The organism is Ruegeria sp. O6, from assembly GCF_056535045.1.
This window is the reverse complement of record NZ_JBQERM010000004.1, coordinates 254,726-268,548: the sequence shown is the minus strand read 5'-3', so window position 1 is coordinate 268,548 and position 13,823 is coordinate 254,726. Positions and strand designations below refer to the sequence as shown.

General features: G+C 59.0%; 14 protein-coding genes. 5 read left to right on the top strand and 9 right to left on the bottom strand.

Features of this window, described 5'->3' with window-relative positions:
• Positions 1 to 3: 3 nt before the first annotated feature.
• The 5 genes from ACR0DY_RS08105 to ACR0DY_RS08085 form a co-directional block, all read right to left on the bottom strand.
• The gene (locus ACR0DY_RS08105) at positions 4 to 1,548 is read right to left on the bottom strand and encodes a Ppx/GppA family phosphatase (RefSeq protein WP_480481944.1); all 1,545 of its coding nucleotides are present in this window, start codon (positions 1,546 to 1,548) and stop codon (positions 4 to 6) included.
• Positions 1,549 to 1,597: 49 nt separating this feature from the next.
• Positions 1,598 to 2,287: an HdaA/DnaA family protein gene (locus tag ACR0DY_RS08100; RefSeq protein ID WP_480481942.1), complete on the bottom strand. Its 690-nt coding sequence runs from the start codon at positions 2,285 to 2,287 to the stop codon at positions 1,598 to 1,600.
• Positions 2,288 to 3,361 carry an AI-2E family transporter gene (locus tag ACR0DY_RS08095; RefSeq protein ID WP_480481940.1) on the bottom strand — a complete coding sequence of 358 codons (1,074 nt, stop codon included), beginning with the start codon at positions 3,359 to 3,361 and terminating at the stop codon, positions 2,288 to 2,290. It abuts the gene before it with no gap.
• A gap of 89 nt (positions 3,362 to 3,450) precedes the next feature.
• Positions 3,451 to 4,425 (bottom strand): isopenicillin N synthase family dioxygenase, encoded by a 975-nt coding sequence (locus ACR0DY_RS08090; RefSeq protein WP_480481938.1) that lies wholly within the window; start codon positions 4,423 to 4,425, stop codon positions 3,451 to 3,453.
• Entirely contained in the window at positions 4,425 to 5,789 is a 1,365-nt protein-coding gene (locus tag ACR0DY_RS08085; protein ID WP_480545764.1) for an FAD-dependent oxidoreductase, read from the bottom strand. Before ACR0DY_RS08085 ends, ACR0DY_RS08090 begins: the two co-directional genes overlap by 1 nt.
• A gap of 169 nt (positions 5,790 to 5,958) precedes the next feature.
• Between ACR0DY_RS08085 and proS the strand changes: the two genes are divergently transcribed.
• Positions 5,959 to 7,299, top strand: a complete 1,341-nt coding sequence (gene proS, locus ACR0DY_RS08080; RefSeq protein ID WP_480545763.1) for a proline--tRNA ligase — start codon at positions 5,959 to 5,961, stop codon at positions 7,297 to 7,299.
• A 128-nt stretch (positions 7,300 to 7,427) separates the two neighbouring features.
• Here the strand turns inward: proS and ACR0DY_RS08075 are convergent, their stop codons facing one another.
• Complete coding sequence (locus ACR0DY_RS08075) at positions 7,428 to 7,787, bottom strand: hypothetical protein (RefSeq protein WP_267366022.1); 360 nt, start codon at positions 7,785 to 7,787, stop codon at positions 7,428 to 7,430.
• Between the two features lie 355 nt (positions 7,788 to 8,142).
• On the opposite strand from ACR0DY_RS08075, the gene ACR0DY_RS08070 reads away from it, so the two are divergent.
• A complete protein-coding gene (locus ACR0DY_RS08070; protein WP_480545762.1) occupies positions 8,143 to 9,438 on the top strand; it encodes a lipoprotein-releasing ABC transporter permease subunit in 1,296 nt (431 codons plus the stop codon).
• A complete protein-coding gene (locus tag ACR0DY_RS08065) occupies positions 9,431 to 10,117 on the top strand; it encodes an ABC transporter ATP-binding protein (RefSeq protein WP_480486346.1) in 687 nt (228 codons plus the stop codon). The genes ACR0DY_RS08070 and ACR0DY_RS08065 overlap by 8 nt, the downstream gene beginning before the upstream one ends.
• Here the strand turns inward: ACR0DY_RS08065 and ACR0DY_RS08060 are convergent.
• Complete coding sequence (locus tag ACR0DY_RS08060) at positions 10,101 to 10,538, bottom strand: DMT family transporter (RefSeq protein WP_480486344.1); 438 nt, start codon at positions 10,536 to 10,538, stop codon at positions 10,101 to 10,103. The two genes, ACR0DY_RS08065 and ACR0DY_RS08060, sit on opposite strands and share 17 nt — an antisense overlap.
• A 97-nt stretch (positions 10,539 to 10,635) precedes the next feature.
• On the opposite strand from ACR0DY_RS08060, the gene ACR0DY_RS08055 reads away from it, so the two are divergent.
• Positions 10,636 to 11,049 (top strand): c-type cytochrome, encoded by a 414-nt coding sequence (locus ACR0DY_RS08055; protein WP_480486343.1) that lies wholly within the window; start codon positions 10,636 to 10,638, stop codon positions 11,047 to 11,049.
• Here the strand turns inward: ACR0DY_RS08055 and ACR0DY_RS08050 are convergent.
• The gene (locus ACR0DY_RS08050) at positions 11,046 to 11,732 is read right to left on the bottom strand and encodes a hypothetical protein (protein ID WP_480486341.1); all 687 of its coding nucleotides are present in this window, start codon (positions 11,730 to 11,732) and stop codon (positions 11,046 to 11,048) included. The genes ACR0DY_RS08055 and ACR0DY_RS08050 overlap by 4 nt on opposite strands.
• Before the next feature lie 42 nt (positions 11,733 to 11,774).
• Positions 11,775 to 12,437, bottom strand: a complete 663-nt coding sequence (locus ACR0DY_RS08045) for a DNA-3-methyladenine glycosylase I (protein ID WP_480506232.1) — start codon at positions 12,435 to 12,437, stop codon at positions 11,775 to 11,777.
• Positions 12,438 to 12,855: 418 nt separating this feature from the next.
• Between ACR0DY_RS08045 and ACR0DY_RS08040 the strand changes: the two genes are divergently transcribed.
• Complete coding sequence (locus ACR0DY_RS08040) at positions 12,856 to 13,806, top strand: ABC transporter substrate-binding protein (RefSeq protein ID WP_209504562.1); 951 nt, start codon at positions 12,856 to 12,858, stop codon at positions 13,804 to 13,806.
• Positions 13,807 to 13,823 lie beyond the last annotated feature (17 nt).

Below are 13,823 nucleotides of genomic sequence, written 5' to 3'. Positions count from 1 at the left end.
GAGTCAGCCTTTGACAATCACGCGAGTCTGAGATTTCAGCGCTGCTGCCAAGGCGCTTAACCGGGCTTCTGCCACTTCGCTGAACAGGGGGGCTGCGGCCTCGGGCAGATACAGTTCCAGCTCTCGCTTTTTGGGGAAAAACTTGAGCTGCCCCATATTGGCATCGTTGTGCATCCACAGCATCGCGCCAAACCGCATGGCCTTGCCCAAAATCTCGGCCTGTTTCTGGCTTTTTTCATCCAGCAATTCGTAAAGCCGAGAGAACCGATTGCCTTCCCGTTTGTTGCGATAGCGGTGTTGCAGTGCCAATCCGATGAAGACACGCTCGGAATGCTTCAAACCACCCAGATTGGCGCGCGTGACGTTGTCGAAACACACCTCGGCCCGATAGTCGGGATGCGCGCGCCAGCTTACATCGTGCAGCAGGCAGGCCGCCTTGATCAGGCGCACTCTGCTGGGCGGTGCCGATCTGAACAGCGGGATGACAAAATCATAGAGATTGCTGCCAAATCCGGGCAGGCGCGCGTCCTTGGCTTCCGAGAACCGGCTGGCTTCGATCAGCGGGTCGCGATCGCGCACTTCCTGCGGCATCTGCTCATATAGCAACCCCTCGCGAATCCCATAGCTTGAGATGGCGATATCTTTGGGTTTGAACGTGCGGATCAGCCGCGCCAGAACGTCCATCGCATACGGGATAAGCGCCATGCGCGAGCTCGACACGCCCGCCTGAGCACGCAGCTTTTCACCATCGTGTTTTTCGATGTATTTGATCGTCTCGCGCACCTGTTTGGTGGTCATGCGGTATTCATGCAGAACGTTCAGCGGATAGCCCCGCCGCAGCATGTCCAGCCGCGCAAAGGCGCGCCAGCTGCCGCCGACCAGAAACAAACGGTCTCGCTGCTGGCCCATCTGATTGCGCAGATCCTCCATCGTTTCCTTGATATGCGCTTTTCGCGCGCGCCGCCCGCCTTTGATGTCGCGCAGTTTCAGCGGCCCAAGTGGCGAGGTCACTCGGCGGCCGACCTGACCACCGCCGATTTCGGCCAATTCCATCGACGACCCGCCGATATCGCAGATCAGCCCATAAGCTCCGGGCCATCCCAACAGGACACCCTGTGCCGACAGGCGGGCTTCTTCGTCACCGTCAATGATGGCCACCTGCAAACCGGTTTCAGCCTGCACCTGATCGCAGAACTCGGGCCCATCCGAGGCTTCTCGCACAGCGGCGGTGGCCACAACATGCAAACCGGGCAAGTCCAGATCCATTGCCAGGTGCTGGAAGCGCCGCAATGCCGCCAGGGCGCGTTCGCGGCCACGCGGGTTCAGCCGTCCGGTTTCGGACAGGCCCGCCCCCAGTTCGCACATGACCTTTTCATTGTAGAAATAAGCCGGTGATCGGGCCGCCCCGTCGAAAATAACCATCCGGACCGAGTTCGACCCGACATCGACAACCCCGACGCGCGACAGCGCCCGTGCGTCCGGTTTGTCAAACAGAGGCTTTCCGATTGTTCCCCAGTCCGGGATATCGGTTTCGACGGTCTGATCCATGTGCCTTCCAGATTGTTCTTTTTGAGGATGCGAAATTGACGTCAGCGGGTCAATCATTGGTCTCGACCTCATCCGGGGCCGTGTTCAGTACGCGAATGGCCAGAGCGCGTGTGATGTCGCGTTTTTCCGCCAGGGCCAATTGGTCCAGTTGGGATACTACGTCGGCTGCGCTTTCAAACCGCCGGTCCATATGCTTGACAAGATAGGCGATGACATCGGGGCCGGGGTTGAGCTGCCTGTCAACAAACAACTTGGCAAGAACCGCGCCCAGCAATGCGTCGTCGGGCGGGTCCAGAGCGACGTGATGCGCGCCTTCGACCCGGCTTTGCAGATCGGCCAGCGGCAACGCCCAGAATTTGGGCGCAAGACGGCCGGTCATCAGCAGGGGGTGCCCTTCGGCCAGTACTAGATTATGCAGGTGGAACAGCGTTTTTTGCTGCTCGAGATCACCGGCAATCAAAGGCACGTCTTCGACCGCAATCGGCATACGCGCCAGGTCTGGCACATCGTCATATCGCAGGTCGCTGGCCTGAAGGATACGCCCGCCGGTTTCAGCGGCCCAGACATGGGCCAGATGGGTTTTGCCCGCACCGGCAGGTCCGCTCAGCACCAGTTTGTTGCCAGGCCAGGACGTGGCCGAGATCATTGCCACCGCCAGCGCATTTGCCGGTGACACAAAGAAATCCTCTCGCCCGAGCGCAGTTTTGGCGGGCAGATCAAAGCTGAGTTGTCGGGCCATTTACTCGGTTTCCTGATCCAGACCTTCAAGACCAGTGTACAATCTGCTGTCGAGGTATAGCGATGTGGCAAAGCGGGCCAGCACGCCCAATGCTGCGGCGACCGGGACAGCGATTAGCATGCCGACGAAGCCGAACAGCGCGCCAAAGACCGACAGGGCCAGCAGGAGCCAAACCGGGTGCAGCCCGACAGAGCTGCCGACCAGCTTGGGTGTCAGGAAATTGCCCTCGGTGACCTGCCCAATGGCAAAGATACCCGCGATAAGCCCGATATGAGCCCAGTCGCCCCAGAACTGAAACAGCGCAAGCCCAATGGCCAGCGAGCCTCCGATAAGGGCGCCCAGATAGGGTATGAACGTGACCAAGCCCGCGATAAAGCCCACAATCAGACCGAATTGCAGACCAGCAAGCATTAGTGCAACCGCGTAATAGGTGCCAAGGATCAAGCAGACCGTTCCCATGCCGCGCACGAACGAGGCCAGAACCGCGTCGATCTCACCCGCCAGCCGCCTGATGATGGGGGCGTGGTCACGTGGCAGCAGCTCTCCGATGCGGGCGGTCATGCGATCCCAGTCCAACAGCAAGTAGACGGCCACAACCGGCACAATGACCAACAGAACAACGATGTTGATCGCGGAACCCAGCGAGGACAGCACCGTCTGCATAACGTCCCCGGTCTTGGATTTCAGCGTTTCGCCAAAGGACACCAGCATCGCGTGCGTGCTCGATTCCCGGTCAAGCAAGGACGGGAACTGTTTTTCTATGAAACTGCGCAACTGTTTGAACAGATCAGGCAGTACATCGACAAGATCCAACAACTGGGTGATCAGCGCAGGGACCACCATCAGAATTGCCAGTACAAACCCCAGAACACCGACGACCGTGATGACCGCCGTAGCGGCCATACGCGACAGGCCCAGCCGCTCCAGCCGGTCAGCGACCGGATCCAGAAAATAGGCAATGGCCCCACCGATGACAAAAGGCAACAAGACATCGCCAAGGGCCCACAGGATCAACGCGAAAACCGCAGCGGCGATGCTCCAGTATCTCAGCTGATCCTTAACCGGCAAAGCCATGGCGATCCCCTTGTTCAGGCCCTTGCAGGTGTTCTTGGCGCATCAAAGCCCATGATGCAAGCGGTTCATGGCGCTTGCGTTTACAGGGGTCAGCCGCGCAACGTCCCCAATTCCGGGGTGTCTTCGGTGGCGGTTTCGTCGGGCCAGTTGGTGCGCCAAATCTCGGCCGACCAGTGACCGCAATGAACCGCCGGACGGTCAAAGCCGGGCAGGGGCGGCAGCAAAGGCGCGACGACGACGTCGTGACGGGGCACCGCGAAATAGGGAAAAGAGTACCGTTCCCGCCCCGACCGGTTCACAACCCGATGGGGCGTGGATTTCAACCGCCCGCCCGACCACAGCTCCAGCATGTCACCGATATTCACCACGAAACCACTGGGCGGGCAATCGGGCGAGATCCAGCCACCGCTGCGGGTCTGCACCTCAAGCCCGCCCACCGGATCGGGGGCAATGATGGTCAAGGCGTCGGTATCCTTGTGCGGATGGATACCATAGCCTGCCTCATCCTCGGCCTGTGGCGGGTAATGCAGCAGGGTCATGTTGGTCATCGGGACCCGGAATGCACTGCGCAGCGCGTCGGCTTTCAGATCCAGTCCCGCCTCTAACGCGCCCAGCAACAGATCGGTGACGCGATCCAGTTGCCGCCAGTAACCCAGAATGACCTCTTTCGCACCGGGTACACCGTCGGGCCAGAGGTTTGGCCCGTATAACGCGCAATCCTCACGCACCGGGTCGTCTGCTGCGACCTCGTGATGCAGTTTGTACCCCTCGTATTTGTCGGCTTTACCCGAGCCATCATTGGGTGTGAAAAACCCCATGGGTATATAGCCGCGATAGTTGGCGCGGGTGATGGCCTGATCCCATTTTTGCGCGTCATCGACGGCAAAAATCTGTCGGGTGATCTGGCGTACCTGATCCACGGTCTGCCGGGATACGCCTGTCCCGGTGATCGACAAAAAGCCGATCCCCTGACAGGCCGCAAGGATGTAACGGACCGTCGCGTCATAGGCTGCGGTTCCCGGGGCAGTCAAAGGCGCGATATCAATCGTTGGGATACTGTCCATCAGTGAATCCTCACCCCCTGGCGTTGCAATTCAGCGCGAACCGGTGCCAGATTCAGCTGGTCCAGCTCCTGATTGCTTTTCAGTGAGACCGCAGCGGCGATGCCCGCGCCCTGACCTAAGACCGCGCAACAAGCCATGTTTCGGGTTGCGGCATGTGCCACCCGGTCCGCGCCATGCGACCGTCCTGCAACCAGCAGGCCTTTGATGCCCTTGGGCAGCATCGAGCGATAAGGGATTTGCATGTACCGCCCCGTAGTTGGCAGGATCAGGATGCCATAGCCGTCGATGAACTCGGGATAGATGCCGATCGTATCCTCGAACCGGCCCTGATGGCGGGCATCGTTTTCGGTCATGTTGTAGACCGCGTCGATCTTGCGGGTGTCGCGGATGCCGATGGTCATACCGAAATTCCGCAAACGTGCGTTTTCGCAACCGGGCATGAACCGGCGCAGCGCCTCGATGGCCAGCATGGTCTGGCGGCGACCTTCAATCTCGCCGCGCGTCAGGCTGTCCGGGTCGGTGCCATCGATCTCGGCCAGATGGATGAGGTTCATGTAGGTCAGCTCGCCCGTGTCATGCATCGCGCCCCAGGTTCCGGCGATGGTATTCAGGTGCGGCGGGATCAGCCCCTCATCAATCGCTTGCTGGAACGGTTTGTGCACGAAGGGTGAGAACATGTCGTCCTCTTTCCCCGAGGTCTCAATGTTCCACTCTCCGCCGCCGCCCCAGTCCTTGTAGGTCTGCGGGTCAGCTTTCACACCTTCCATAAAGGCCCGCTTGTCAACGCCCGCCAGGTGAAACATGACCGAGGCCGCCATCATGTCCTCGCGCGGAGTTTTGTGGGTCGGCGCGCCCGAACGATGGGCTACATCCGCGTCGCCGGTGGCATCAATGACGACCTTGGCCAAAATCGCCTCGCGCCCGGCCTTGGATTCTGTGATGACGCCGGTGATCCGGTCTCCATCCAGGATCGGCGCGACGAATTGTCGGTGCAGCATCGGGTGCACGCCCGCCTCTTCGACCAGCTTGTCGGCGACCAGTTTGAAGCCTTCGCTGTCCAACTCATAACTTAGCGACTGGCTTTCCGGAACGGCGGCCCCCATCTCCTTGGCGCGGGTTTCGAACTCCATCCCGATGCCGCCTGCCTCGACGGTTTGCTCGTGCCGGTACCAGGCAAATCCTTCGACGCCGACCGCCGTGATGTTGCCACCCATGCAGCCGAACCGATCAATCAAAGATACCTCGGCCCCCGCACGTGCCGCTGCAAGCGCTGCGGCCAACCCGGCGGGGCCGGAACCGACGACCAGAACATCGGTTTGATGAATGACGGGGATTTGGCGTGCGGGTTCCTGAATGGTCTGCATTGGCGCCTCATGGAATTTGCGTTTCCGCTACCATTGGGATTCCCGATTGGCGGGTCAATCAAAAAACCGACTGCCGCAAGGTCGGAAAAACACCAATGCGCGATTGCCCCCGGCGGGGCTTTGGCATAATCACCTGTCCAGTCGAATTCTTACCTTTGAAGGTCCGTCCATGCGCCTGAGCCGTTACTTTCTGCCCGTTCTCAAGGAAACCCCGTCCGAGGCTCAGATCGTCAGCCACCGGCTGATGCTGCGTGCAGGGATGATCAAGCAGGCCTCTGCCGGGATTTATTCCTGGTTGCCGCTGGGCTTCAAAGTGCTGCGCAAGCTGGAAAACATCGTCCACGAGGAACAGGCGCGGGCCGGTCACATCGCGATCCAGATGCCCATCATCCAGTCGGCGGATCTGTGGCGTGAATCCGGGCGCTATGACGATTACGGTCAGGAGATGCTGCGGATGAAGGACCGGCATGACCGGGACATGCTGTTCACGCCGACGGCCGAGGAATTGGTTACAGATATCTTCCGCGGCCACGTCAGCAGCTACAAGGATCTGCCGCTGACGCTCTACCAGATCCAGTGGAAGTTTCGCGATGAAATCCGCCCGCGTTTCGGCGTGATGCGGGGCCGTGAATTCTACATGAAGGACGGATACAATTTCGACCTGACCAAGGAAGATGCGCTGCACGCCTATAACCGCCATCTGGTCAGCTATCTGCGCACTTATGAACGGATGGGACTTCAGGCGATTCCGATGCGCGCCGATTCCGGCCCCATCGGTGGCGATGACACGCATGAGTTCCTGGTTCTGGCCGATACCGGCGAATCCGAAGTTTTCTATGACAGTGCTGTCACTGACCTGACCTTTGGCGACCGTGACATCGATTATGACAACCGCGAACAGTGTCAGGCCATTCTGGAAGAGTTCACTTCGAAATACGCCCGCACTGATGAAACCCATGACGAGGCGCTGTTCAATCAGATCCCCGAAGAACGTCGCCGCGTGGCGCGTGGCATCGAGGTGGGTCAAATCTTTTACTTTGGCACCAAATACTCCGATCCCTTGGGCGCGACTGTCCAAGGCCCGGATGGCAAACCGGTTCCGGTTCACATGGGCAGCCATGGTATCGGTGTCAGCCGCCTTGTAGGAGCAATCATCGAGGCCAGCCATGACGACAAGGGCATCATCTGGCCCGAGGGCGTGACCCCATTCCATTGCGGTATCGTCAACCTCAAGCAGGGCGATGAAGAAGCAGATTCAGCCTGTGACAAGATCTACACGGCGCTGACAGCTTTGGGTCTGGAGCCGCTCTATGACGACCGCAACGAACGCGCAGGCGGCAAATTCGCCACGATGGACCTGATCGGTCTGCCCTGGCGCATCACGGTTGGCCCGCGTGGTCTGAAGAATGGTGTGGTTGAACTGACCTGCCGCCGTACCGGCGAAAGCGAGGAACTGAGCCCCGAGGCGGCCGTTACCAAAGTTGCTGAGATTTACCAGCAGATCGCCTGAGCGACCATCAGTTGCTGCATGAAGCGGGCGTTGAAACACGCCCCGTGATCCGGAAGGGGTGCCGAAGGCTCAGACCTGGCGGCCCTTCCCAGGCTACCTGAAGGCCGACCGCGTCAGTCGGTCGGTTCTCAGTTTTGATCCGACGTCGGGCGCTCGGCCAGGACGTCTCCGTTGGCTCCGTCACCTGTGGCCACAACAATCGGGCGGCCAAGGCGGCTGATCAGTTCGCGAAACTCGATATCCAGAAAGCGCAATCCGCAAATCCGCGCATCGGTTGCCCGATCCGTGATACACAAACGGCCCTGCCGGAACACCAGACGATATCCTTTGTCTTTCAGGATGTCTGCCAGATTGCCCCAGCTTGCTGCGGTGACAAAGATCGGCCGGATGGCCGCGCGCAGCAAGGCTGCGGTCTCACAATCCAATTCTGTTGAAGCCTGACGGGTCGAAATTGCACCCGCGCCATTGGTTGAAATTCGTAAATTCATTGAGCGACCCCCGCTCTTTAAATGTGTTCCCCCATGGTTAGGGTGGCAAAGTTTCTGAAAATAATCAAAAAGAGTAATAAAATTTCGCACTTATTGTTGCCTTTACGATTCAGTGGCTCACGATGTGCGATGATTAACGTCATACCTGAAACAATCACCTTCTGTCTGTGATGCGCTTCACAACTCATGGTGTAGCGCCCGAATTAGAAGACACCTGTTTTGCACGTGTATTTTGGTCATGTCCAGCAACGATTCGGCTCATTCAGGCTGAGGAGCCAGTTCAGAGTGACAACCGGCTTGACCATTGGGCGAAATGCCGAAAGGGTCGCCGCAAACAAGAAAACCCGGAGCAGGCATGGCCAAGACACCCCCGCCCTTTGCCCCTTTTGAATGGAAAATCGCCTGGCGATATCTGCGCGCGCGCAGGGCCGAAGGCGGTGTCAGCGTGATGACATGGATCTCTTTGATCGGGATCACGCTTGCCGTGTTTGCGCTGATTGCAACGCTGGCTGTCCGTTCAGGTTTTCGCTCTGAATTCGTCGGCACCATTCTGGGTGCCAATGCGCATGTGACGGTCTATTCCTCGGGTGAATTTGACGCGCAGGGCCGGGTGGATCGAACAATTGCCGACTACAAGGAACGCACCGACCGCATAGCGCAGGTGCCCGGAGTTGAGCGTGCCGCACCGCTGGTGAAGGGGCAGGTGCTGATCACCAACCGCGACAGCAGCAGCGGGGTCGAGGTGTTTGGCATCCGACCCGACGATCTGCTCGACTTGCCGGGTATCGCGCAGGCGGAACAGGCGGCGGGGGACCTGTCGGACTTCCAGACGGGTGAGGATGTCATCGCCATTGGATCGGGTGTGGCCCGCAGCATCGGGGTCACTGTCGGGGATGTGGTCAAACTGACCTCGCCCAACGGGGTCAAAACCGCCTTTGGCACGTCGCCGCGCGTGAATGCCTATCGCGTTGTCTATGTGTTTTCGGCCGGTCGCTATGACATCGACCGCACCCGCGTCTACATGCCGTTTTCGCAGGCGCAGGGCTTTTTCAACCGTGAAGGTGTGGCGGATGAGATAGAAGTGATGGTGGACAAGCCCGAAGATCTTGGCCCGATCCTGATTCCCATTCTTGAGGCGTCGGGCGAGCGCAGCCAGATCTGGACATGGCAGGACGCATCCGGCGGCTTTCTGCGCGCGCTCGAGGTTGAGGATAATGTGATGTTCATCATCCTGTCGATCCTCGTTCTGATTGCTGCGATGAACATCGTTTCGGGCCTGATCATGCTGGTCAAGAACAAAGGGCGCGATATCGGTATCCTGCGCACGATTGGCCTGAGCGAAGGATCGGTTCTGCGTGTCTTTTTCATCTGCGGTGCGTTCACCGGCCTGATCGGCACTGCAATGGGGGTTATCCTGGGATGCCTCTTTGCAATCTACATTGATCCGATTTTCTCATTCGTAAACTACGTGATGGGCGGTGGCGTGTGGGATCCGTCGATCCGTGGCATCTACGCCCTGCCGGCCGAACTGCATCTGAGCGATGTGCTCAAGGCGACGGGCCTGTCGCTTGGCCTGTCTTTCATCGTCACCTATTTCCCCGCCCGCCGCGCGGCGCGGCTGAACCCGGTCGAGGCGCTGCGCTATGAATGATGTCACCTTGCGACTGAACGGTCTGACCAAGACCTACCTCAAAGGCACACCGGGCGAGGTGCAGGTTCTGCGCGGGGTCGACCTCGAACTGCGCGCGGGTGAGGCTGTGGCCATGGTTGCGCCGTCAGGGGCGGGTAAATCGACGCTTCTGCACATCGCCGGTCTGCTGGATAGGCCTGACAACGGAACCGTGGAAATCGGGGGGCAGAATGTGAACGGCAAGGGCGACCGAACCAGAACGGCGTTGCGTCGGCAGGATATCGGGTTCGTATATCAGTTCCATCACCTGCTGCCCGAGTTTACGGCGCTGGAAAACATCACATTGCCGCAACTGGCCAATGGCGCGTCCGAAAAAGCTGCTCAGGCACGGGCATTGGACTTGCTGGACCGTGTGGGCGTCGCCCCGCGCGCCAGCCACCGCCCTGCGGCGCTGTCGGGCGGTGAACAACAACGCGTGGCTTTTTGCCGGGCGCTTGCCAACGCGCCGCGTGTTTTGCTGGCTGACGAACCGACAGGCAATCTGGACCCTGAAACTTCGGATCAGGTGTTCGATGCGCTGATGACACTGGTGCGGGACGAGGGATTGTCGGCGTTGATCGCGACCCACAACCTCGAACTGGCGGCGCGCATGGACCGAATGGTCCGGCTTGAGGGCGGCGTGCTCAGGCCAGTTGAGTGATTGCAACACCGATGGCCATGACCGCGATACCACTCGCCCGCATCAGGGTGAGTGGCGCCACCTGTGCGCCGAACAGGCCGAAGTGATCGATTGCCGCGGCACTGATCAATTGCCCCAACAGGACAAAGAACACGGCGTTTCCCACACCGAAATGCGGGGCGACATGGGTGATCGACAACACATAGAATGCAATCAGGATGCCAGCGAACAACAGGTGTTTCGGGGCCTGCGCAACCTTGGACAAGGCTGCAAAACCGGGAAACAACAGCATGGTCAGCACCGAGGCGGCCAGGGCAATTGCAAACAGCACCACAGCTGCCGTTGTCGGTGATCCGATGACCTTGCCAAGGGCCGCGTTAAGAGCGGCCAGTATCGGAATTCCAAATCCGGCGGCCAGCATGATGGCTGCGTATTGTGTCATTGCCCGAACCCTCTGCACCTGTTTCGTTGATCTGGATCATTGCGCCCATATGCCTGTCGGGCAACCCTGCAAATGTCAATTGTGACAGGAGGATACGATGTTCAAGGCAACGATCGGTATGCTGGTTCTCGGGGTTTCGGCTGCTGCCGCACAGGCTGCTTGGGCGCAGGATGCCGTGACCGGAGAGGAACTCTATTTGCATTACTGCGCGACCTGTCACGGGATTGACGCAACCGGGCAGGGGCCGATGGCCAGCGTGCTGGTTGTTCAGCCGTCCGATCTGACCGCATTGTCCGGCGAAAGCGGGGTGTTCCCGACCGCCCGCGTTGTCGCCCGCATCGACGGCAGGGATCCGCTGGTCAGCCATGGCAGCCCGATGCCGGTCTATGGCCCTTATTTTGACGGGCAGGACACATCCATGAAAACACCGGAAGGTCAGCCGATCCTGACCAGCCAGCCGATCGTTGATCTGGTGGCGTATCTGGAAACCCTGCAGCGCGCCCGGAACTAACTGCAAATCCCTTCGATCCTGGCTTCGCTCCACGGGATCAGGACCGGGCGCTCGCGCCCCTGTTCCGGCAGGGGCGACAGATCAAAATGGGCACCCAGCATGTCGTGTAGTCTTTTGGTGCGCTTGGCCTGAGGGGCCAGCGCGCGACAGCACACGTATTCCTCGACGATCGCGCCCTGCTGTTCGAACCCGTAGGTCAGAAAATCCGGAGAAGTTTCGAGGTCGAACAGATACGGATCCCTTCGGCCCCCATGTTCCGCCGCAGCGCGCAGGGGGTGGTAACCCGTGGTCCGGCGATTCTGCCATTGCCAGACATGCGTCAACTCATGGGCCAAAAGCATCGCGGCCAGCAGGTTCATCTGATCCGGAAAGTCGGACATATAGTCCTCCAGATACCAGTCGCGGGCAAAGTAGACTTTGTTGAACAGGGCGACTGCGGCGGGTTTGCCCGTCACCGGCCCGGGGTCCACCGGGGGCAGAATGCGCTCGCGGCAGGCCAGTCGCGGGCGTTCTTCGCGGAAATACGTCACGTTGGTAACCGGGGCACCTTCGACCAGACGGATGTGATCCAGATTCAGGGTTCCCCCCTGAATGGTCTCCGCAAAATCGCGCTCCTGCTCGGTCAACTCACGACCGCAGGCGGCCAGCAACAAAAGAGAAGCAAAGAATACACGCAGAACCATAAGTTGAATCTTATTCCGCTCCGGGTATTCCGCAAACCGTTTTCACAGACTCATGGCCAGAACCCGGCTGATTTCCGTAAGTGATCGCCCGGACTGACCCATCCATGTATTAAAGGCGTTCTGAACCGCCTCCATCGCTTTCTTCGAGGTGGCAGGCTTGTCGATCACACCTTCGGCAATCAGGCGGGCGGTGACATCCTGGGACAGAATGAAGCTGTCCCGCCCGGCAAACCGCATCGCGTACTGTGCCGAAGCGCCGCCCAGTCGGGCCCCGCGTTTGGCCAACATGGCCAGAAGATTGACGTAGTCATCAGATGGCCAGCCGCCCAGCACTTTACCCACGCCGCCTTCCTCGCGCAGCTCAAGCAGGAACGCAGCGTTATCCCGTACAGCCGCGATCTTGGTTCCATTCCTGACGATGCGCGTATCCTGCAACAGGGTGTCAAACTTCTCATCATCCATGAACGCGCATCGCCCCACGTCGAACCTGTCAAAGGCTGTTTCGAACCCGTCCCATTTGTTTTCGATGACTTTCCAGTTGAAACCGGCCTGAAAGATGCATTTCGTGATGACCGACAGCCAGCGGTCCTCAGGCATCGCTGCCAGTTCCGCGGGGGTTTTCGGTTTGCTCAGTTTTGCGTCCAGTGCTTCTGGACCGCCGTGGCGCGCGGCTGCGATTTCAAAGATTTCGTCAAACGTTCGCATCTGTCTAACCTTGATGTTGCCCGACATTGAATGTTTATCTTTTGTTCTTGTTTGGCAACGAAAAATCTGACCTCTCCCAGATTTGATGCAGTCCCCCGAATAATAGGATTCGCAGAAAAATGCGGATTTTTGAAAGAAGTTCTCGACAAAAGGTGGCAAAATGTTTTCTGATTGACTCGTCAGTCAACGTCCCGTCTTAGCGAAATGGAACAAGGGCAAGCCGGGTTGGATGCATAAAGAGAGCCGGGAGGGGGAAACAAACTGGCAGCAAGATCTTTTCCACAATTTGGAAACGGATCACTGTTCTTTTCCAGCCAAATTTGTGCATGCTGCGGCATGGCATTGTCATCAGACAGAAAGACCGGCGGGGAAAACCTTGCCGGGATGGGCAAAACAAATATGACAGGGAGTTAAGTCCATGAAAAAACTAAGTGTAAGCCTAATGGCTCTGAGCGTTGCAGGCGCAGCGCAGGCGGCGGATATGGGTGCCGTGGATGAACCGATCAAACTGGCGATCAACGAATGGACCGGCCAGCACGTGACCACGCATGTGGCGGGTGAGATGCTCAAGGCAGCCGGGTACAACGTCGAATATGTGACCGCGGGTATGATGAACCAGTTCCAGGCGCTGGCCGATGGCGACATCGACGCGACACTGGAAATCTGGTCTTCCAACGTTTCCGATGAATACGCCAAGAAAATCGGTGAAGGTACTGTGGTCGAAATCGGTGATCTGGGTCTGGATGCCAAGGAAGGCATCGCATACCCGGCGCATGTGGCCGATCTGTGCCCGGGCCTGCCCGCATGGGAAGCGCTGAAAGATTGCGCGCAGGTCTTTGCGACGGCGGAAACTCTGCCCGGTGGTCGTCTGGTCGACTACCCGGCCGATTGGGGTACTCCGGGCGCGGATCGCATGACCGGTTTGGAATTGCCGTTCAAAGCCGTACCAGCAGGGTCCGAAGGGGCGCTGATCGCGGAATTGCGCGCCTCGACCGAACGCAAATCGCCGCTGCTGATCACTTTCTGGCAGCCGCATTGGGCGATGTCGGCCTATGACGTTCAATTCGTTGAACTGCCCGCCGGTGAAGAGGCGTGCTTTAGTGATCCGGCCTGGGGCCCGAACCCGAACGCTGTCAATGACTGCGACTTCTCGCCCTCGCGCATCTTCAAAGCTGGCTGGAGCGGTATGGAAGAGAAATGGCCAGCAGCCTTTGAAATCCTGACCAATTATCAGCTGGCGGTTGAAGACCAGCAGCCGATGATGGGCGCGATCGACGTTGACGGTGGAAAGGTCGAAGAAGTTGTCGCCGCATGGATGGCCGAAAACGAAGGCAAGTGGCGTCCGGTTGTTGACGCGGCAACCCAGTGAGCCCGCGTAAGTGACGG

Bases quoted from the DNA above. Each gene is read 5' to 3' on its own strand.
- ACR0DY_RS08105 (WP_480481944.1), bottom strand. From the start codon at position 1,548: ATGGATCAGACCGTCGAAACCGATATCCCGGACTGGGGAACAATCGGA.
- ACR0DY_RS08100 (WP_480481942.1), bottom strand. From the start codon at position 2,287: ATGGCCCGACAACTCAGCTTTGATCTGCCCGCCAAAACTGCGCTCGGG.
- ACR0DY_RS08095 (WP_480481940.1), bottom strand. From the start codon at position 3,361: ATGGCTTTGCCGGTTAAGGATCAGCTGAGATACTGGAGCATCGCCGCT.
- ACR0DY_RS08090 (WP_480481938.1), bottom strand. From the start codon at position 4,425: ATGGACAGTATCCCAACGATTGATATCGCGCCTTTGACTGCCCCGGGA.
- ACR0DY_RS08085 (WP_480545764.1), bottom strand. From the start codon at position 5,789: ATGCAGACCATTCAGGAACCCGCACGCCAAATCCCCGTCATTCATCAA.
- proS (WP_480545763.1), top strand. From the start codon at position 5,959: ATGCGCCTGAGCCGTTACTTTCTGCCCGTTCTCAAGGAAACCCCGTCC.
- ACR0DY_RS08075 (WP_267366022.1), bottom strand. From the start codon at position 7,787: ATGAATTTACGAATTTCAACCAATGGCGCGGGTGCAATTTCGACCCGT.
- ACR0DY_RS08070 (WP_480545762.1), top strand. From the start codon at position 8,143: ATGGCCAAGACACCCCCGCCCTTTGCCCCTTTTGAATGGAAAATCGCC.
- ACR0DY_RS08065 (WP_480486346.1), top strand. From the start codon at position 9,431: ATGAATGATGTCACCTTGCGACTGAACGGTCTGACCAAGACCTACCTC.
- ACR0DY_RS08060 (WP_480486344.1), bottom strand. From the start codon at position 10,538: ATGACACAATACGCAGCCATCATGCTGGCCGCCGGATTTGGAATTCCG.
- ACR0DY_RS08055 (WP_480486343.1), top strand. From the start codon at position 10,636: ATGTTCAAGGCAACGATCGGTATGCTGGTTCTCGGGGTTTCGGCTGCT.
- ACR0DY_RS08050 (WP_480486341.1), bottom strand. From the start codon at position 11,732: ATGGTTCTGCGTGTATTCTTTGCTTCTCTTTTGTTGCTGGCCGCCTGC.
- ACR0DY_RS08045 (WP_480506232.1), bottom strand. From the start codon at position 12,437: ATGCGAACGTTTGACGAAATCTTTGAAATCGCAGCCGCGCGCCACGGC.
- ACR0DY_RS08040 (WP_209504562.1), top strand. From the start codon at position 12,856: ATGAAAAAACTAAGTGTAAGCCTAATGGCTCTGAGCGTTGCAGGCGCA.